This window comes from Paenibacillus sp. FW104-T2 (assembly GCF_058789975.1).
Window position 1 is genome coordinate 1 of sequence record NZ_JBYTCE010000039.1, and the last position, 20,616, is coordinate 20,616.

The following is a 20,616-nucleotide window of genomic DNA, read 5'->3' on the forward strand; positions in this document are numbered from 1 at the left end:
GTCTTATTTTCTATATTTTTCTAGAAAAGTGCTTGTACATATCAAATGGTGACGATATACTATTCCATAAAAATCCAGTTAAATTGCAATTTGGTTATTACATGTAATTTTAAAGAGATTCTTACATCACTCGAACAAATCGCAAATGAACGTTTCATTCACTCCCTGGCAAGCTTTCTGCTAACGCTCGTGATTACCCTCCTATATGAATGCTTATCGACATTCACTCTCATGTTTGGGCCTATAAATCTTCCATTTCTAAACTTCCAAGACTTACAATCTGCTACCGTTTCATATCGCCTGTGTAACCAGACCTTTAAAGGAGGTGAGGCTCTATGTAATGATTCGGGCGTCTATTGGTGTCCGCAAAAGGCTGTAATTCCATTTTGATTTTAATTGAGAAGGGCTTAAGCATCAAAATAATCCAAAAACCGGGTAAAAGGAGTGGAAAAGTTTGATTAAGAGTAATCGGTTACGCAAGCCCATCTCCATGGGCCTCTCGCTTCTCCTTGCATTTTCGATTGTACATCCGGTTTCAGCTGAAAACTCCACATCACAAAAAATCGACATGAAATCAAGCCTGGCCAAGGTCTCGACATCCAAAGTCAACGCGAAATTGACCAAACAGTTTGAGGATAGCGACTATGTCACCTATCTCGTGAAAATGAAGGAGCAGGTCGACACGTCAGCGGTCTCGAAACAGGCCATGGAAAAGGCGACGATCGAGAAACAGACGGCTTCAGCGACCAAGCTGTCCGTACGCAATTCGGTTGTCAGCTCTCTCCGGGAAACGGCTTCGCGGACGCAGTACACGCTCGAAAGCTATCTCGAGAAAGAAATTGACAAAGGCAATGTCAAAGAATATAAAAGCTATTTTATCGTCAATTCACTCGCCGTAACGAGTACCAAGGAAGTCATGGAACAGATTGCTCTGCTGCCTGAAGTGGAGAAAGTTCTCCCTAACGAAACGCGTTACTTGCAAAAAGCTGAGGTGAACAAAGAAAAGGCAAGTGCAGCTCCGGCTGCAGATCCTGCAAAAACACCGGTCAAGGAAGATGCAGCAACTTCCAAGGACTCGGCAGCTGCATCAAAGGATAATCTGGCAACAGAAAATGTCGAATGGAATATCGATTATATCAATGCACCCGCAGTTTGGGAGAGAGGAATCGATGGAACAGGCATCGTCGTTGCCAACTTGGATAGTGGGGTTGATTACAATCATCCAGCTCTTCGCAGCAAATGGAGAGGACTCGATGCCTCAGGCAATATCGTCGATCCAGAGCTCAGCTGGTATGATCCACATAGCAACGCTTCCCTGCCCGCCGATGAGGATGGGCATGGTACACACACGATGGGGACAATGGTAGGTTCAGAAGAAGATGGCAGCAATCAGATCGGGGTTGCTCCAGGTGCCAAATGGATCGGTGTACGGATATTTAATCCGGAGACCACGGATGCCATTATCCTAGATGGTGGACAGTGGCTGATCGCACCCGTGGATGCCGAAGGCAACCTTCACCCTGAACTCGCCCCGGATGTGGTTAACAACTCCTGGGGTGGCGGTGCAGGACTGGACGAGTGGTTCCGACCTATGGTACAAGCCTGGCGGGACGCACAGATTTTCCCCGAGTTTTCTGCCGGTAATGTGAGACTGACGAATCCTGGTGGCCCGGGTTCGGTCGCGAACCCTGCCAATTATCCTGAAAGCTTCGCCACAGGCGCTACGGATATAAACGGTAATTTGGCTTCCTTCTCACTCCTTGGTCCATCTCCATATGACGAGATTAAGCCGGAAGTTTCGGCACCAGGGGTCAATATCCGTTCCTCTGTTCCAGGTGGAGTATATGAGGGAGGCTGGGACGGAACATCCATGGCCGGCCCGCATACCACAGCACTTGCAGCACTACTGCTTCAGGCCAATCATTCCCTGACTGTAGATCAGCTGGAACAGATCATTATGGATACAGCAACTCCAAGAACGGATAGTCAATATCCAACATCGCCAAACAATGGCTATGGTCATGGCATTATTAATGCGCTGGATGCTGTTGGCTCTGTACTTGAAGGGATCGGAACAGTGTCGGGACGAGTGGTTACCGCAGGTGATGATCTGGAAGAACCGGTACTCCAGCATACACCTGTGAATTCAGCTTTTACCGGACTCGATATTCCGCTGACGGCTCATGTAACGGATAATGTGGGAGTGGTCTCCGTAGAGGCTTTTGCCAAAACGACGGGAACAAGCCAGTATGTCTATCTGCCGATGAACCGCATAGCGGGGGACAGTAAGGATGGAACCTATTCCACGTCCATTCCGGCATTCCTGATTGAACCTGCAGGTGTGGAATATTATATCCGGGTTAACGATTACGGCAACAACGGATTTGACAGCCAGGTGTACAAAGTGGCTGTGTCCAATGGGGTCCAGCCTGGATATGTTCAGGATTTTGAAGAAGATCAGTTGGGCTTCACAACCGGCGGTACAGGAAGCACATGGGTTTGGGGTGCGCCAATCAGCGGACCTGGCAGTGCAGCCTCCGGCGAAAAGGTCATTGCCACCAACCTGGAGGGTACTTATGCAGCCAATAGCAACGCTTATCTGCTTGCACCACCTATAGATCTAACCGAAAGTCCTGAAGGGGCATTACTCTCGTTCAAACACTGGTTTGATCTGGAGAGCAATATTGACTTCGGTAAGGTATACATCGCGACGGAAGACAGTGACTATGTATTTGAAGAGCTGTTAAGCTTTACGGGCACAGGCGGTGATTGGAAGACTCAATATGTGGACCTGCGTGAATATGCAGGACAACAGGTGTTCATCCAGTTTAATCTGACCAGTGACAACACTGTACAGAAGGCAGGCTGGTATATCGATGACTTCTCTGTACAATCACCAGATGATATCGCTCCGGGTGCACCTGTAGAGCTGAGCGCTACAGCTGACGTTCTGGGTAATGTGGCGTTATCCTGGAATGGACCTGACGATGAGGATCTGGAATCTTATGTTGTGTATCGTTCGGCAACTTCGGGTGCCGAATACGAGGCGATCGGAAATACAAGAGCAACAACATTTACAGATACAGCTACAGTAACGGATACAACGTACTATTACACGGTCGCGGCTCTGGATTATAGCGGCAATGAGAGTGAAAAGTCGAATGAGGTATCCATCTCGGTTGAGGTGCCGGAGGACATTTACGTCGACCAATTTGACGGTAGTGACGATAATGGCTGGACCCATTCTGGAACGAAGGATGAATGGGAACGTGGGATTCCAGTTAATGGACCAGCGAGTGCCGTTTCTCCGCCAAATGTCTGGGCAACTGATCTGGACAGTACGTATGAGAATGGTTCAAACTATTCACTGGTTTCACCCGTTGTGGATTTGACAGATACCAATGATGCTACCCTGACATTCAACCACTGGTATGAAATTGAGGGCGGATATGATTTTGGCTATGTGGAAGCTTCATCTGATGGTGGAAGCACATGGTCAGAGCTGGGCAAGTTCTCTCATAATTCGAATGGCAAGCAATGGACACCGGTCTTTTATGACCTGAGTTCGCTGACTGGAAACGAAGTTCAATTCCGATTCCGCCTGACCTCAGATAGCAGTGTGGTCAAGACCGGTTGGTATATTGACGATTTCCGCATCTTGAGCATTGCTCCAGAGACGGTTACACAGGATAGTTCGGTAGTGCTCAGCAGTGACAAGCCAAAACCGGAATATGACAACTCCTGGTACAAGGTTACACGAACCGATAAGGCTGAATTCAATCAATCTAAGCAGCAGCCTGAGGCTGAGAAACCGGAAACAGGCTCCGTTAATCCACAAAGCCTGCCTGCAAGTGCAACGGTTACGGTAATTGAAACCGGACGTTCGGTGAAAACAGATCCATCCACAGGGAAATACAGCTTCACACATGTGGCGGGTGATTATACATTGAAAGCGGAGGCTTATGGTTATTATCCGCGGACACAGGCAGTAACCATTACCGATGGTAGTGATGCAAAAGCCAATTTCAATCTGGAAGCTATACCTCATGGTACGATTGAAGGTATCGTTACGGATGAACGGACAGGGGAACCTCTGGCTGATGCTTCCGTTCTGGTACTGGAAGATGCCCAGATAGGTGAGGTTCGCACCGGGTCGGACGGCAGTTTCGTACTGGATGTGCTGGAAGGAAGTTATACCGTCTCCGTCAGAGCTGCAGACTATTACAGTAAAACCGTTAATGTGACGGTACCAGGGAATGGTGCTGCGGATGCAAGTGTGGCATTGAAGCCGTTTATTGGTTTCCCTGGAGAAATCGCATATGATGACGGTACAGCAGAGAATGCAAGAGCCTTTGTAGCCGCAGATAATGCCTGGGCGGTCCGGATGACACCTGAGCAAGCAACCGCTCAAGTAACAGGCGCATCGTTCCGGTTCTGGAACACAGAGTGGCCTGTGCCTGGTGGAACCACATTCCAATATGCTGTCTATGATGCTTCCGGAGCGGATGGAGCACCGGGGCGTTTGCTGGCAGGACCGTTTGAAGGAACAGCACTGCGCAACGATCAGTGGACCAGCGTTGAATTCCCGGAACCGGTCATCACGAGCGGAGATTTCTATATCGTGTATATACAATCCGTTGCAGGAACAAGTGCTCCGGGACTGGCTACCGATGAGAACGGAACCAATGCCGGACGAAGCTGGCAGCGCGTAAGCGGCGCATGGAGCACAGCACCGTCAGAAGAAGGTAACTATATGATTCGGGCGGTGGTGAGATATCCGGTAAATGCACCTGTACTTACGGCACCAAGCAATACGTATTCCAATAAAACGACATTCACCGTATCAGGTACTTCTCCGGCGAATGGAGCTCAGATCAAAATTTATAATGGCAAAGATGTAGCAGGGACAACAACGGTAAGTAACGGAACGTTCAAGTTTGACGCCAAACTTCGTTCAGGAGTCAATGCCTTTACTGCAGAGGCAATCATCGATGGTAAAGTAACGGATCGCTCACTTCCTGTTGTCATTATCCAGGACCTGACGCCGCCGCAATTAACTCTTCTTACGCCTGAGGAAGGAAGCCGAACCAACGCTGAAGTGGTGCATGTTACAGGCAGCGCAGTGGATCAATTCCTCAACAAGGTTACCGTAAACGGCGATACAGTCAAATTGGAGAAAGACCGAAGCTTCAGTCATCGTATTCTCGTCAATGAAGGCGAAAACACGATTACGGTCATTGCGACGGACGTCGCGGGCAATAAAACAACGGTAACCCGTAAAGTCTACGTGGAAACAACGCTGCCTGAGTTGACCAATATTGCACCTGCTGAAGATGTGCGAATTGCATCCGGAGAAACCGTAACGGTCTCCTTCGACAGTGCTCCAGGTCTGCAGGCTTCATTCCGAATCCAGCTGCCGCTGAATCTGAATGCAGAAGGCGGATCGGAGATTCCACTGGTGGAGACAGAGCCCGGTCATTATACGGGCACATATACTACACCTTCCTCGTTAGTCCTTGAGGGTGGAGTCATTGTTATTCGCGTTCAGGATGCAGCGGGCAACAAAATCGAGACCGAAGCACCAGGCCGGTTATATGTAACTGCCGGGGAAGAGAACAGCCCTGAACAGGAACCGGAACCGGAACCGGAACCGGAACCAGAACCAGAGTCACCGACCGAAGCTAATTTGCTTCCTTAAATCTCGAATAATATCATGAGTCTGTTATTTGATCAAGATCAGGTGCCGTGCATATGCATGAGCACCTGGTTTTTTTAATTTCCATGGCAAGTCTTGTAATCCAAACATTACGGCTTCTAACACGCAATATCGTGGAGGGACTGCCTTCCTGTTTTGTTGAGACCGGGATGTCGATTCCTAATAGGATGTCGTAATTTTATATATTTGTTGTCGCTTGTTTCTATTAAAATGAAACGAAGTCTGTGATAACTTATATTTAAATGTCAGGATATTATATACTAGGAGGTAAGACATCGTGACCATTCGAATTGGTAAAATCAGCTTGTGGCATGTGCATGCATGGGATTATATCAAACAAGTCCAGGAACATGAGGATACTGAAATTGCAGCCGTATGGGATGACAATGCTCAGCGCGGGCAGGAAGCTGCCGAACGACTGAATGTGCCTTACTTTTCATCTCTTGAAGAGATGCTGGCACAGAAGGATATCGACGCCGTGATTGTGGATGCACCTACTCGTGACCACCAGGACGTTATCACCGCTGCTGCAAGAGCAGGTAAACATATTTTTACGGAAAAAGTCATTGCTTCAACGGTAAAAGAGGTGAATGCCATCCTGGCTGAAGTCCGTGAGCAGGGAGTCAAGATGACCGTATCCTTACCTCGCTTAAATGATGGATATACGCTAACCATTCAGGATGTGCTCCAGCAGGGTTTGCTCGGAAAAGTGACTTATGTTCGGGTTCGCCTGTCTCATAACGGAGCGATTGCAGACTGGCTGCCACAGCATTTTTATAACTTGGAGGAATGTCAGGGAGGTGCTATGATTGATCTGGGATGCCATCCAATGTATCTAACCAGACTCTTTCTGGGCCAGGAAGTGACAGGCGTGAGTGCCAATTTCGGCTATGTCACTGGCAAAGAGGTAGAAGATAATGCCGTTGCAACCCTATTTACGGATTCTGGAGCGATCGGCGTGGTTGAGGCTGGTTTTGTGAACAGTTACTCTCCATTTACCATTGAGGTTCATGGAACGGAAGGGACCTTGTTGTATGGTACACCTGACGACAGGCTGCTGATCCGGACCAATGCGGGTACAGAGGCGGTTAAGGAGTGGACTGAGCTTCCGTTGCTGGAGAAAAGAGAAAGCGCATTCAGTCAGTGGGTTTCCCATATTCAGCATGATTCCCTGGCTGCTGAGAATCTGCAGATTGCCGCCGAGCTGACACGCCTGATGGAAGCTGCCAACACCTCTGCCAAGGAAGGACGCAGGATCTCCCTCAGTGATTTGCAAGCTTAGGCTGGTTGGGGAGGTACGATATTGAACCGATATCCTTTTGAAAAAATGCTTGAACGACAGGATCTCCTTGAGCGTTTGGACATAACCATTGCTTGGGGACATTACGAAATACGGGTTTTACGATTTCACTTGACGTCATTCCCGGCAGGTCGAATCGTTGATTTTCATAACCATGCGGAATTTGAATTTCATTTTATACCGCGGGGCAAGGGGAAAGTTATTCTGGGAGACCAGATGCATTCCTTGTCCGAAGGCATGCTCTATTTGACCGGGCCTGGCGTCGTTCACTATCAGGAGGCCGATGCCGAAGAGGACATGGATGAACTATGTCTTCATGTGGATATTGTCGAGCAGCCCAGAGAGGATGTAGATCCTTGGGAAGCCGCAGAATCCGAGGAGACGATCGCCAAACTCAAGGCGCTGCCCCTCGTTCCGGTGCATGATTATCACCGGGCCATGAACTGTTTTTTGGAAGCGTATGAGGCTTGTGATCGTAAACTGATCGGGTATTACACATCCATTAAACAGCTTGTGATCAGCATTCTGCTGAGAACCGTTCGTGCCCATGATAACGGCGAAATCCGGGTTGAAGCACCGGAACGGGATATGTCCATGTACAGGTATGAATATGCTGTGCAGTATATGGAGGCCAATTATTCCAATGTTGTCACACTGGAACATGTGGCAGAGAAGCTACATATCAGCACCAGACAACTGCAGCGGATATTTTATCAGGTGCAGCCAGGCATGCCGTTCAGCCGTGTGCTGGAAGATATTCGCCTTGGCGCGGTGTGCCGCAATCTGGAGGAGAGCAACGGATCGATTGAACAGATTGCACTTGTCTCCGGTTTTACCAATGCCAACTATTTGCATGCCGTCTTCCGCAAGCGCCTGGGAATGACCCCGTCCGCTTTTCGGAAGATGAAACAAACCAAATCAAAAGTGAGGGTGAATGGATATGAGTAAAGTGTATCGGATTGGAATTGTTGGATGTGGCGGGATTGCGAATGGCAAGCATCTGCCAAGCTTGAGCAAGCTCGATAACGTTGAACTGGTTGCATTCTGTGATATTGTTCCTGAACGGGCTGAGGAAGCCAAAGAGAAATATGGCAGTGCCGAAGCCGAAGTATATACGGATTACCAGGAGCTGCTGAAGGATGAAACGATTGACATCGTTCACGTACTCACACCTAATATTTCGCATGCCGAAATCTCCATTGCTGCACTTGAAGCCGGTAAACACGTCATGTGTGAAAAACCGATGGCGAAGACATCCGCTGAAGCACAGAGCATGCTTGAAGCAGCTGAACGCACAGGCAAAAAGCTGACCATTGGATACAATAACCGCTTCAGAGAAGACAGCTTGTACCTGAAGCAGATGTGCGAAGCAGGCGAGCTGGGATCGATCTATTTTGCCAAGGCACATGCGATTCGCAGAAGAGCCGTACCGACGTGGGGTGTTTTCCTCGATGAAGAAAAACAAGGCGGCGGACCACTGATCGATATCGGTACACACGCATTGGACCTGACACTCTGGATGATGGACAATTACAAACCCAAAGTGGTTCTGGGCACGACGTATCATGAGCTCTCCCAAAAGGAAAATGCAGCAAATGCATGGGGCCCGTGGGATCCGAAGAAATTCTCGGTTGAGGATTCGGCCTTCGGCATGATCGTAATGGAAAATGGTGCGACCATCATGCTGGAATCCAGCTGGGCACTGAATTCGCTGGATGTGGATGAAGCAAAATGCAGTCTTAGCGGAACGGAAGCCGGAGCCGACATGAAGAATGGCCTGCGCATTAACGGCGAGAAATTCAGCCGTCTCTATACGAATGAGATCTCGCTTAGTGCAGACGGCGTAGCGTTCTACGACGGGAAGTCGGAAAGTGCGCCGGATGTTGAGATGAGAAAATGGATTGAAGCTATCGATAAGGATCAAGAGCCTGTAGTTACACCTAAACAAGCTCTGGTTGTATCGCAAATTCTCGAAGCTCTCTATGAATCTGCCCGCACGGGAAAAGCGGTGTACTTGAACGAGCAAAACTAATTCTTTCGAAGCAACACCAATTAAACGATGGGAAGACGCTGCTGTTATTTGGCAGCGTCTTTTTCGTTATTAAGTTAAGCATTTTCGTCGGAATAAAAAAATATTTGTGATATTTTGAAAAAAAATTATTGCATATCTGTTTACTCGGAATTATATTATGAATAAGAGTTTAATGGTATAAGGTTTAGACATTATATCGATCGGAGTGTTGATATGTTCAACCAAGCGACTTTCCAGTTTGAGAAAGTTTCTGCAATAAAGGTCAGTGAATTTATCAGAGAACAGTTAGAGGAAGCTATTATTCTTAAAGAAATCATGAGTGAAGATCAGCTCCCTTCGGAACGTGAACTTGCCGAAATGTTCAATGCAAGCCGAATTACCGTTCGTGAAGCCTTATCTGCTCTTGAGCGTAAGGGATTGATTGAAAAACGTGTTGGTGCCAAGGGAGGAACATTCGTACTCCCCATCACGGCTAATGCACATAAAAGAACCAAGGAAGAAATCATGCGTGACTGGGATCAGATGTTACATGTGTTTGAATATCGGACAATCGTGGAGCCGGAAGGTGCTTTTCTGGCTGCTGAGCGGATCACCGCAGGCGAACTGGAGCTGCTGGAAGGTTACATCAAACAGAGTACCGAGCCAGAATGTACCCGGGAATGGTTCAGGGCACTGGACGTCAAGTTTCATCTGACGATTGCCAAGGCGTCAGGGAATCCTTACCTGGAAACGGCAGTCAGACAGATTCGTACCAAGATCAATCCTGCGCTGGATCTGATGCCATACGACGAAAACATTCGGGTTCTTAATCAAGGGGTACATACCGAAATTCTTGAAGCACTGAAATCCCGTGATCCGCTGAAGTCACGAGATACGATGAAACGCCACATTGCATATTCCGCTGATGCCATCTATTCAAGGTTGGTCACAATGGAACAAGAAGGAGATGAGCACTAATGGAACAAGCAAAACTTTTTGAACTAGCACAGCAGCTGCAGCCGAAGCTCACGAACTTGCGTCGGGACTTCCATCGCCATCCGGAAATCGGATATGAAGAGGTGCGGACCTCAGGCATCGTGGCAGAGCATTTGGAAAGTCTGGGGCTCGAAGTCATACGAAACGTTGGGAAAACCGGAGTTGTAGGTTTGCTCCGTGGAGAGACTGACGGCCCAACCATTGCACTCCGGGCAGATATGGATGCTCTTCCGATCCAGGATCAGAAATCGGCGGAGTATCGTTCCCAGGTTGAAGGCAAGGCTCACTTGTGCGGTCATGATGGTCATACTACCATTTTGATGGGGGCGGCTGAACTGCTTACCGGTCTTGGCAGACCGAAGTCGGGTAACATCAAGTTTGTGTTCCAGCCAGCAGAAGAGGGGCTAGCCGGTGCACGGGCCATGATTCAGGACGGTGTACTGGAGAATCCGAAAGTGGATGCGATTGCAGGGCTGCATGTGACGCCTGGCCAGGATGCGGGTACCGTTGGTGTGAGTAAAGGGGTTGCTTTTGCTTCAGCAGACCGTCTGGTAATTCGTGTATTCGGCAAAGGTGGACATGCTGCACGGCCGCATGAAGGCATCGATGCGATTGCCGTATCAGCTCAGGTCATCACAGCGCTGCAGAATATCGCCAGTCGTTTGGTGGATCCGCTGGAGCCCGTTGTAGTCACCATTGGCAAAATCACTGGCGGGTATATGGGCACAGCCATTGCGCCAGAGGTGGAGATGATCGGTACGGTCCGCACACTGTCACCCACTCTTCGTGAACGCATGCCTGCATTGATTGAACAAGTCGTTAGCGGGGTGTGCGCTTCCTTCGGCGCAGGGCATGAAGTTGTTTATGGCGATGGATATCCGGTCGTGGTGAACGATCATGCGATGGTGGATTTGCTTACCGAAACTGTCGATGGATTGGATTGGGCAAAAGGATGGAGCAGCATTCCGCCTTCTACCGGCGGTGAGGATTTTGCCTTCTATTGCGAACAGATTCCTGGCGTTTTCTTCCGTCTTGGTTCAGGCAATGAGGAAGAGCGGACAAGATATCCGCTGCATCATCCGATGTTTGATCTGGATGAAACGGCAATGCCTTATGGTGTAGGCATGCTGTCATCCATAGCACTTGAGTTTTTGGCAAGACACACGACTTCTGAGGGGGAACGTTCCAAATGAAAAAAAGACAATGGACTGGCATGTGGATTACATTACTTGCTGTAGCATTGGTGCTCAGCGCATGCGGTGGAACAGGTACAGGCACAGACAGCAACTCGGCATCAAGTGGAACCGAAGGCGGCGGAGCTGCCAGCACAACACTTACGATTGCAGCTGCTACCGATATTGAGAGCTTCGATCCGCATAACAACAACAATACATCCAGTGAGGCGGTTCTGGTTAACGTATTCGATTATCTGATCAAAAACGACAGTGAACAAAATAAAGTGCCTGGACTTGCTGAATCTTGGAAACAAGTGGATGACACAACCTGGCGCTTCAAGCTGCGTGAAGGGGTTACGTTCCATAATGGCGATCCATTCACTTCAGCAGACGTCAAATATACAATCGAGCGTGTAGCCAAAGATGAAACGCTTAAACAAAACAGCTATTTCAAAAATATCGTTGAAGTCAAAGCGGTTGATGAGCATACCGTGGATATCATTACGGACGGACCGGATCCGCTCCTGCTTAACCGCCTCTCCAAGATGGGAGCAGGCATCCTGCCTGCCAAATATATCGAGGATAACGGCATGGATGCTTTCCTGAAACAGCCAGTAGGAACCGGACCTTATAAATTCAGCAAATGGACCAAAGATGATCGTGTGGTACTCGTGAAGAATGAGAATTACTATGGCGATGAACCGAAATGGAATGAAGTCGTATTCCGCGTAATCCCTGAGGCTTCCACACGGGTATCCGAACTGCTCGCGGGTGGAGTTGACGTAGCTGCATCAATTCCATCTACAGACATCGCCCGTATTGAAGGTGAAGCAGACAAGAAAATTGTCAAAGCACCAATCCAGCGCGTGCTGCAGCTGATCTTCCGTCAGACAGAAGGCAGCATTACAGCTGATCCGAAAGTCCGTGAAGCCATTGATCTTGCCATCGACAAACAAGGTATTGTCGACAGCATTGCTGGCGGAGCAGGTATCGTCACCCGTACATCCGTAACGCCAGGTAACTTTGGTGCAGATCCTTCATTATACAAAACATCGCTTTATGATCTGGAAAAAGCCAAGCTGCTCCTGAACGAAGCGGGTTACGCTGAAGGCGAAGCCGAAATGACCATTTCCGTTTCATCGCAATATAAGGAACAGGTTGAAGTTGTTGCTGCCATGCTGGAGCAAGCAGGCTTCAAAATCAATATGGACGTGCTTGAGCCAAGTGCTTTCAGTGAACGTTACAGCTCCAAATCCTTCAAGGAAATCTTCATGATCGGTATCGGTAACTCCTTGTTCGACGCTTCCAATAACTACAACCGTTACATGTTGGAAGAAGCTAAAGGAGAATCGGATTACAATAATCCGGAAGTGGAGAAATTGCTTCAATCTGCACTCGTGAACATGGACCCTGAGGCTCGTGAAAAAGAGTACCAGCAAGTACAACAAATCTTCGCAGAGGAACGTCCAGCCGTGTATCTGTACCAGATGGAAGGGGTCTACGGAACGAATGCACGAGTGAACTTCACGCCGCGCAGTGATGAAATGTTCTATGCCGACGAAATTACACCTGCAGCACAGTAAGACCCGGCAGAAGAACTGGTCATTGCAACGATAGGCCGTGAACGGCAGGGACTGGGTAGACCAAGTTCCTGCCGTTCTTTTGTATCGCATGGAGGTGAATGAGGATGGGAAAGTACGTATTCAAATCTTTACTGCAAGTCATACCGGTATTATTTATTGTATCGCTGATTGTGTTTATATTGGTCAGGGTTACGGGTGATCCTGTTGCCCTGATGCTGCCCGAGACTGCCACAGCGGAAGATCGCGCGGTGCTTACAGAAGCGCTTGGGCTGGATCAACCGCTCTACACGCAATACATGAAATTCCTGGGCAGTGCATTGCAGGGCGATTTCGGTCAATCTTTTCGCTACGGACAACCAGCCCTGCAGCTTGTTCTGGAGAGATTGCCTGCCAGCTTTGAACTGGCTGTAGCAGCCATGTTTTTTGCCGTTCTGATGGCAGTGCCGCTGGGTGTCATTTCGGCGGTTAAACGTAATACGTTTACCGATCTGATCATTTCGGGGATATCCGTGATCGGCAAGGCGATGCCGAACTTCTGGATGGGCATCATGCTGATCCTGTTGTTCTCCGTTATGTTGGGCGTTCTGCCCGTTTCGGGTCGGGGTGGTCTGTCGCACTTGATCTTGCCCGCATTTACCCTTGGTGTAGGTCTGGCCGCACAGATGACTCGTCTAATTCGTTCCAGCATGCTGGAAATTCTAAGTCAGGATTATATTCGTACGGCACGCAGCAAGGGGCTTGGCCGGATGGTCGTGATTGGGAAACATGCGTTCCGGAACGGCTTGATCCCGGTTGTAACCATTATGAGTTTGCAGTTTACGAGTCTGATCGGCGGAACACTGATTACGGAAACGGTGTTCTCTTGGCCGGGGCTGGGACAGCTTCTGGTTGTCGCCGTTAATACACATGACATGGCGATTGTACAGGCAGCCGTGTTTGTCATTGCACTAATCGTAGTTATAACCAATATTCTGACGGACGTAGCTTACCGGCTGCTTGATCCGCGCATTAAATTCGACTAGAAGGAGGTGCAACCTATGACAGGGAGCAATGAAATGCCAATTCCGGGTGCGGAACAGGAGAAGGAGAGTTCACGTACGCAAGGGGGATTTCGCTATATATGGAAACAACTGATCATCAGCAAGACCGGGATGCTTGGCTCTGTGCTCGTTTTGTTGGTCGTTTTGATCGCCATATGTGCACCTCTGCTAACGAGTCACGATCCTGCAGCTGTCGATACGCTTAATCGCCTTAAACCTCCTGCCTGGCTGGACGGAGGAGCCTCGGAACATTGGCTTGGTACGGATAACCTGGGCCGAGACATGTGGAGCCGAATCGTGTATGGTGCACGCGTTTCATTAATCGTAGGTATGGGGGCAGTCATTGTCTCAGGAGTGATCGGAGCCATCCTGGGACTGCTATCCGGATTTTATGGGAAATGGCTGGATGCGGTTATCATGCGGGTGGGAGATGCCTTCATGGCCATTCCTACCATTCTGTTCATGCTCGTTGTGATGGCCATCGTTGGCCCGGGAATAACGACCTTGATCTTTGTCATCGGCGTAACCAACTGGGTTCCGTTTACCCGTATCGTTCGAAGTGAGGTTCTTAGCATTAAGGAGCGTGACTTTGTTCATGCTGCTAGGTCCATAGGAGCCAAGAATGGACGGTTGATTGTAAAACACATTCTGCCAAACATCCTGTCTTCCTTTATCGTCATCTGCGGTATGAACGTCGGAACGACCATTATTATGGAAGCTTCGCTCAGTTTCCTTGGTCTGGGCATTAAGCCGCCGGACGTTTCATGGGGAGGCATGCTCAGTGATGGAAGACAATATGTAGCCACAAGCTGGTGGGTAGCCACATTCCCGGGACTAGCCATCACATTCACAGTGCTTGGCGTTATTTTCCTCGGGGATTGGCTGCGCGATGTACTTGATCCACGTACGGAAACGAATAAAAAATAACAGGACTGGGAAAGGGGACCTTCATATGAACAAACGACCGATCATGCCGGAGGATTTATATAACTACCGTTCCATTAGCCAACCCGTAATCCATCCGAATGGACAGGTGGCTTACGTAGAGCAGACCATAGATCGGCAAAAGAACGAGTACAACACCCGGATCCGGGGAATCTCGCTGGATGGCAGCAATGATGTCGAGCTCACGAATGGCACCAAGGACACAGCGCCGAACTGGACACCGGACGGAACACGGCTTGCTTTCTTGCGTTTGGAAGAGGGCGGCAAAGGATTATGGACGCTTGCGGCAGGAGAGGACGAACCTGTTAACCTTATTCCGCCAGAGCGAAAAATATTGGATTACGCTTGGTCACCTGACGGCCAGTATGTTGCCTTCACCTGCAAAGTGCAGATAAAAGACGCAGTTGACAAAGATCAGCCGAAGAATGAAACGGCATCTGAGCTGCGTGGCAAAGTGTATGAACGTACAACGCCGAAAGCAGAGGGATCCGGCTGGTGGGACGGTCTCTACAGCCATCTGTTCGTTTATGATGTGGAAAGTGGAGAGATCACTTCAGTGACCACCGGACCTTGGAATGTCAGTGGACCCACATGGTCCCCGGATAGCCGGAGCATTACTTTTATCTCGAAGCAGGTGGAGGATAAGGAGGCCGATGCGGATCTGCTGTACTTCACTGACGTATACACTATTCGGCTGGGAGAAAGTGAGCCTTCCAAAGTGACAGACTCCAGTCTGCTGGTGAGCCAGTTCTCCTATTCTCCCGATGGTCAGGTACTGAACCTGATTGCCAGCGACCGGGAATTCGGCAGTGGCAGCCATAACAGATTATACACAGTTCCGGTTCAAGGAGGAACGCCACAGCCGATCACAACGGGACTCGATATGCAGTTAGGCAACGCGGCACTCGGGGATATGAAGTCCGCCAGTCCGACTCCATCTCCGCTCTGGGATGCCAACCATCCTGAACGAGGCATGTTTGTACTCGGTACGCATGATGGAAGCGTGGATGTATACCGCATCCATGAAAATGGAAACTGTCAGTCCGTGACCGGAAAAGGTGAAAAGGATGTGTACCAATACACATTGTCACCAGATGGAGCCACACTCATCGTTGCTGCTCTGACAGTCGATCACCCTGCAGAGCTGTACCGTGTGGATGTGGAGACTGGCGAAATGGTCCAGCTCACCCGGAGAAACGACGAATGGATCAACGCGCTCCAAGTGAATGTCCCTGAACGGATTGAATTTACATCCACAGACGGCTGGCGCATCCAGGGATGGCTGCTGCAGCCTGCGAGGCAGGATTCGAGTGCCAAAACTCCACTGATTTTGCAAATCCACGGAGGCCCGCATGCAATGTATACAGGCACTTTCAGTTTTGAGATGCAGACACTTGCAGCACAAGGGTATGCCATCTTATGGGTGAATCCGCGAGGAAGTATGGGATACGGACAGGAATTTACCAGAGCTTGCCGTGGTGATTTCGCGGGTGGAGACTTCCGAGATTTAATGGAGGCGGTCGACCATGCCCTGGACACATACGAAACATTTGATGAATCACGTCTGGGTGTTGCAGGCGGCAGTTACGGAGGGGTTATGACGAACTGGATCGTTGCCCACAGCAATCGGTTCAAGGCAGCTGTTACCCAGCGCTGCATCTCCAATTGGCTCTCCATGTACGGTACCAGTGATATAGGCATATCTTATGTGGAGGGAGTCATTGGGGGCAATCCGGCAGAGAATGCCGAGCTGTTATGGTCCCGTTCACCGCTGGCTCACGCACATAAGATCGACACACCGCTTCTTATCATGCATGGGGAGCAGGACTATCGGACTCCGATTGCCCAGGCGGAGGAGCTCTATACCACGCTCAAACGTTACGGCAAAACAACCAAACTGATTCGCTACACTGGTTCCAATCACTCGTTGCTCAAAAGCGGCAAGCCTTCACTACGTGTAGACAGTTACGAACAGATCAATGCCTGGTTCAATCAGTATCTTCGAGAAAAGAGGGTCTAAGCATGAGTCTGGTGCGGCTTTCGATTCCTGTAGGGATGCTGGTGGAGAATGTTCTGACGAGTGGTGAACCGATTGAGGGTATTATCGATCGTTTGCAGCGGAGAGATCTCGCACCTTTGCTGTCCAAGATCAAGGAACCGGCCATGGATTTGGAAGAACGGTTGCAGACGGCAGAAGAAGCTGCAGAGGATTGGGCGGAGGCTCTTCGCAGCGGATACGAGTTTAAGTTTTTGCATATTAACGGACTAAAAAGGGTGCTGGACTTTCGTTTTGATCGTAAGATTGATCGGGACTACAGCCAAGAGGAGTTAATGCTGCGGCATATCCAATTAAGCGCTCAAGAGATAGAATTGCTGCGCATGCTTATTGGCCGGCAGTGGGACGTTGTTGAAGAAGAAAATAATGAGGCAGGTGCAGCGCTCTCAACCGGTACTCTCACTCTCGTGGGGATAAAACTAAAATATCAATAATTCAACCTATATAAATTGCAATCTTATATGGAATGGTCCTGGAGAGGTTACCAGGGCTTTTTTTGTTTTGTTGAGCGAAAAGGCAAGATGCGTAAGATTATGCGCTGCATAAAAAAGGAACAGGATCATTCAATGGGGCACTTATATTAGCCGTGACGGTTGATAGACAGGAACATAGTATAGTCTAACGGAAGAATAACACCTTTTCCTGCTGAGAAGGGAGTGAAATGTTTTGCCAAATAGTACAGGTCTTGTCTATAATCCCGTAGCTGGAGAGACGCAATCCACTCAGGTCATTGTAACTTGTATCAACGATTCACTTAATGCTCCCGTCAATATTGAACTTGAAGTATTCAGGTGGGACACAACCCAAACTACGCGCTTTACAGTTGGTCATGAGCTGTTTCAATTGGCTCCCCAAGCTACAAGAACATTTATCTATCCACTGATTAACGCTGCTTTTTTTGAAGTGCAAAGTGATTATTTCAGTGCTACAAGCACTATTATTCATGTGTATTCGGTTAACTCTACAGGTCAAATTATCCAGCGAATTCTCCAGTCGGAAATGACGTTAATAGACCGATTTACAAATATCCCTTAAAGGAATCGAGGTGAGCATATTGCCAGTAGTGAATATTACCGGTGCCTTGGGAGGCAACCAGTTTGAACCTTCCATTGCTGTAAATACGCTAAATCCGAATATTATGTGTGTTGTTGCTGTGGATACCAGTACAGGGCCCACGCTAACAGGTTTCTATCGTTCAATCGATGGTGGAAACACATGGTCGACTACAGTGCTTCCACAGCCAGCCGGATATTCCGGGGCAGAGGCACCTACCATTGACTATACTTTTCCAAGTACTTTTATAGTGACCGTTCATGTGTTCAATGGAATCAACGATGGGACAATCGTCAGTTATACTTCGTTTGATGATGGCGCAACATGGCAACCTCCCGTAATCGTGCAAGCAGGATATGGGACAATTGTTCATAATGATGAGCCTTTCATTGCCGTGGATCGGTCTCCAGGCAGTCCTTATCGTGGTCATGCCTACGTGGGGTATACACCCCTCGCGACAACATCGTCTGCTATTTTTACGCAGAGATCGGTGAATCAGGGTTTGACCTGGGAACCACCGGACAGACAGTCCAACCCACGTGGAATACATGACCGTGCAGCGTTAGCCGTTGGTTTTTCTGGTGAGGTCTATGCCGGGTATATCATTACAGGACCTGCCAGTCCTTCTGCATTACTGAGGATATCTTATGATGGAGGAATCAATTATCAGCCTCCCATTGAACGTCAGGCTACGTTTATCTCCTCAGTTGTACCAGCTCCCTCGCCATTGCCTGTGCCCAATTATGCTTTTCGAGTTCAAACCAACCTGTGTCTGGGGGCCGACATATCCATTGGACCGAACAGTGGAACCGTATACGGGGTCTGGAACGATGCCCGAAATGGTTACACGGATGTGTTCCTCAGCCAATCTCCCGATGGACTGCTCTGGTCAGCTCCTGTAAGTATAACGGGTGCCCCTCCAGGTACACAGAACTTCTTCCCATTTATAACCGTGTCCCCGTTTGCCGGAACGATTCGGGTCATTTATATGACCAACCGGATCGACGGATTCCTTCTGGATGTATTCGTTGCTGAATCTTTTAATGGTGGGGTTACGTTCAGTAATCGGAGACTCACGACGACTTCTTTTAATCCGAATGGAAATAATCCGGTTCCAACACCACTCATTGGGGATTATATTACGGCTGCTACCGCCGCTCCTGATAATCTGGCTGCCGTGTGGATGGCGACCACGCCGCCAACAGGAAAACTGGACGTGTATTTTGGTACGTAACCATGCTTGGGGAGCCTTGGCAGGTCAGCCAGGGCTCAATCTATAATTCTTTTCTATTAGCCTACACCTAATCTATTCTTCTACATATGATGAAAGATCATTCATAGAAGAGAGGTTAAGCCTTGAACAATACAGAGGGTGGACATGGGGTTTCCATTATTGTATGTACGAACCGGTCACAGTTTTTTGATAACATTCTGACGAATTTTAAGAGACAGCGGTACCGGAGCAAAGAGTTGATTATCATTCTGAATCATGACGGCATGGATCTGAAATCATATCGAAACCGTGTTCGAGGCCACGCCAATATTCATGTATATCAGGTTCCTGAGAGAATCTCATTGGGACAATGTTTGAATGCAGGGATTGAACGTGCCCGCTTCTCGTTAATTGCGAAGTTTGATGATGACGATTATTATTCTTCCTATTATTTGAAAGAACAAGTAGGTGCATTAAAACGGACCCGAAGTGATATCGTGGGCAAACATTCCTGTCTGGTATATCTCGGCGCTTCGAAAAAACTACTGATCAGATCCCCTAAGGAAGCCAGTAAATTCGTAGAGTTTGTGCAGGGGGGCACGATCCTGTTCAAAAAGGAAGTCCTCAAGAAGGTTAGATTCACCGACCGTTCCGTGGGCGAAGATGTTACCTTTCTGAGGCAATGCAGGAAGAAAGGGTTCAAAACATATGCAACCTCACCCTATAACTATGTCTATCACCGGAGGCAGAACAAAAAGAGCCATACGTGGAAAGCGGATGATGCGTTTTATCTGCAGGGCAGTAAACTACTCACCGTTACAGACCAGTTTCGCCCATTCGCAGACAAGGAAATCTAAGAGGGCAGCATCCATGAAGTAAAAAGGCGCTCTAGTGAGCGCCCCTTATAACTATCGGATGGTTGAAGATAAGTCTGAAATAAAACTTGGTGAACACACCAGATCAAAGCTCACGGATTCAAACATTTGCAGGAATATCATATCTAATCTTGAAGTAATCTGTATGAAGTCTCATTTAAGGAGGATGAAATGACGACAGCTTCAACGATCGTAATCATTGGTATAGTCATTATTTTGTTCGGGCTGACCACAGGATTGATTCTCGTCTTAAAAGTCACTAAAAGGCTGCGAACGGGTCAAGAGAAGATGCAGAACAAAAAGGAGATTTTGAAATTCGGAATGCCTGCAGAAGCAATCATCCAGGATATCGCTGAGACTTCATCCAGCATGGATGGACGGCCTGGCGTGCGTCTTGATCTGTTAGTTACCCAGGAAGATGGTCAGATCTTTCAAACCATTGTGAAGACGTATATTCCAATCATACATGCCCCCAAATTTCAGAGAGGAAGCGTAATAGATGTGAAATACATAGAGGATGGGGCAGTGAAAAAGGTAGAGGTTGTGGACGCTTACATCCCATAACAATTCATTTCAAACAAATTATCCTATAAAACCGCAGCAATGCGGTTTTTTCTTATGTCTATGAATTGTCATCATTGCTCATGTCGAAT

At 48.5% G+C, this 20,616-nt stretch carries 15 protein-coding genes; all 15 read left to right on the plus strand.

Features of this window, described 5'->3' with window-relative positions; genetic code table 11:
• Nucleotides 1-454 precede the first annotated feature (454 nt).
• The 15 genes from AC3WQ3_RS28040 (at nucleotide 455) to AC3WQ3_RS28110 (ending at nucleotide 20,527) form a co-directional block, all read left to right on the plus strand.
• The gene (locus AC3WQ3_RS28040) at nucleotides 455-5,698 is read left to right on the plus strand and encodes a S8 family serine peptidase (protein ID WP_492474306.1); all 5,244 of its coding nucleotides are present in this window, start codon (nucleotides 455-457) and stop codon (nucleotides 5,696-5,698) included.
• Between the two features lie 295 nt (nucleotides 5,699-5,993).
• Nucleotides 5,994-6,998 carry a Gfo/Idh/MocA family protein gene (locus AC3WQ3_RS28045; RefSeq protein ID WP_492474307.1) on the plus strand — a complete coding sequence of 335 codons (1,005 nt, stop codon included), beginning with the start codon at nucleotides 5,994-5,996 and terminating at the stop codon, nucleotides 6,996-6,998.
• 21 nt (nucleotides 6,999-7,019) lie between these two features.
• Nucleotides 7,020-7,964: an AraC family transcriptional regulator gene (locus tag AC3WQ3_RS28050; protein ID WP_246058059.1), complete on the plus strand. Its 945-nt coding sequence runs from the start codon at nucleotides 7,020-7,022 to the stop codon at nucleotides 7,962-7,964.
• The gene (locus AC3WQ3_RS28055) at nucleotides 7,957-9,048 is read left to right on the plus strand and encodes a Gfo/Idh/MocA family protein (RefSeq protein ID WP_286457672.1); all 1,092 of its coding nucleotides are present in this window, start codon (nucleotides 7,957-7,959) and stop codon (nucleotides 9,046-9,048) included. Before AC3WQ3_RS28050 ends, AC3WQ3_RS28055 begins: the two co-directional genes overlap by 8 nt.
• Before the next feature lie 213 nt (nucleotides 9,049-9,261).
• Nucleotides 9,262-10,005, plus strand: a complete 744-nt coding sequence (locus AC3WQ3_RS28060) for a FadR/GntR family transcriptional regulator (protein WP_127535940.1) — start codon at nucleotides 9,262-9,264, stop codon at nucleotides 10,003-10,005.
• Nucleotides 10,005-11,216, plus strand: a complete 1,212-nt coding sequence (locus AC3WQ3_RS28065; RefSeq protein ID WP_492474308.1) for a M20 metallopeptidase family protein — start codon at nucleotides 10,005-10,007, stop codon at nucleotides 11,214-11,216. The genes AC3WQ3_RS28060 and AC3WQ3_RS28065 overlap by 1 nt, the downstream gene beginning before the upstream one ends.
• Nucleotides 11,213-12,781: an ABC transporter substrate-binding protein gene (locus AC3WQ3_RS28070; RefSeq protein WP_492474309.1), complete on the plus strand. Its 1,569-nt coding sequence runs from the start codon at nucleotides 11,213-11,215 to the stop codon at nucleotides 12,779-12,781. Before AC3WQ3_RS28065 ends, AC3WQ3_RS28070 begins: the two co-directional genes overlap by 4 nt.
• 104 nt (nucleotides 12,782-12,885) lie before the next feature.
• Complete coding sequence (locus tag AC3WQ3_RS28075; protein WP_127535937.1) at nucleotides 12,886-13,803, plus strand: ABC transporter permease; 918 nt, start codon at nucleotides 12,886-12,888, stop codon at nucleotides 13,801-13,803.
• Between the two features lie 15 nt (nucleotides 13,804-13,818).
• A complete protein-coding gene (locus tag AC3WQ3_RS28080) occupies nucleotides 13,819-14,748 on the plus strand; it encodes an ABC transporter permease (protein WP_492474310.1) in 930 nt (309 codons plus the stop codon).
• Between the two features lie 25 nt (nucleotides 14,749-14,773).
• Nucleotides 14,774-16,786, plus strand: a complete 2,013-nt coding sequence (locus tag AC3WQ3_RS28085) for a S9 family peptidase (RefSeq protein WP_492474311.1) — start codon at nucleotides 14,774-14,776, stop codon at nucleotides 16,784-16,786.
• Between the two features lie 2 nt (nucleotides 16,787-16,788).
• Nucleotides 16,789-17,256: a hypothetical protein gene (locus tag AC3WQ3_RS28090; RefSeq protein WP_492474312.1), complete on the plus strand. Its 468-nt coding sequence runs from the start codon at nucleotides 16,789-16,791 to the stop codon at nucleotides 17,254-17,256.
• A 232-nt stretch (nucleotides 17,257-17,488) separates the two neighbouring features.
• Complete coding sequence (locus tag AC3WQ3_RS28095; RefSeq protein WP_336779906.1) at nucleotides 17,489-17,857, plus strand: hypothetical protein; 369 nt, start codon at nucleotides 17,489-17,491, stop codon at nucleotides 17,855-17,857.
• Between the two features lie 28 nt (nucleotides 17,858-17,885).
• The gene (locus AC3WQ3_RS28100; RefSeq protein WP_492474313.1) at nucleotides 17,886-19,109 is read left to right on the plus strand and encodes a beta propeller repeat protein; all 1,224 of its coding nucleotides are present in this window, start codon (nucleotides 17,886-17,888) and stop codon (nucleotides 19,107-19,109) included.
• A 122-nt stretch (nucleotides 19,110-19,231) separates the two neighbouring features.
• Nucleotides 19,232-19,945, plus strand: coding sequence for a glycosyltransferase family 2 protein (locus AC3WQ3_RS28105; RefSeq protein ID WP_492474314.1), 714 nt, complete (start codon nucleotides 19,232-19,234; stop codon nucleotides 19,943-19,945).
• A 189-nt stretch (nucleotides 19,946-20,134) separates the two neighbouring features.
• Nucleotides 20,135-20,527, plus strand: a complete 393-nt coding sequence (locus AC3WQ3_RS28110; protein WP_492474315.1) for a hypothetical protein — start codon at nucleotides 20,135-20,137, stop codon at nucleotides 20,525-20,527.
• Nucleotides 20,528-20,616: the final 89 nt, after the last annotated feature.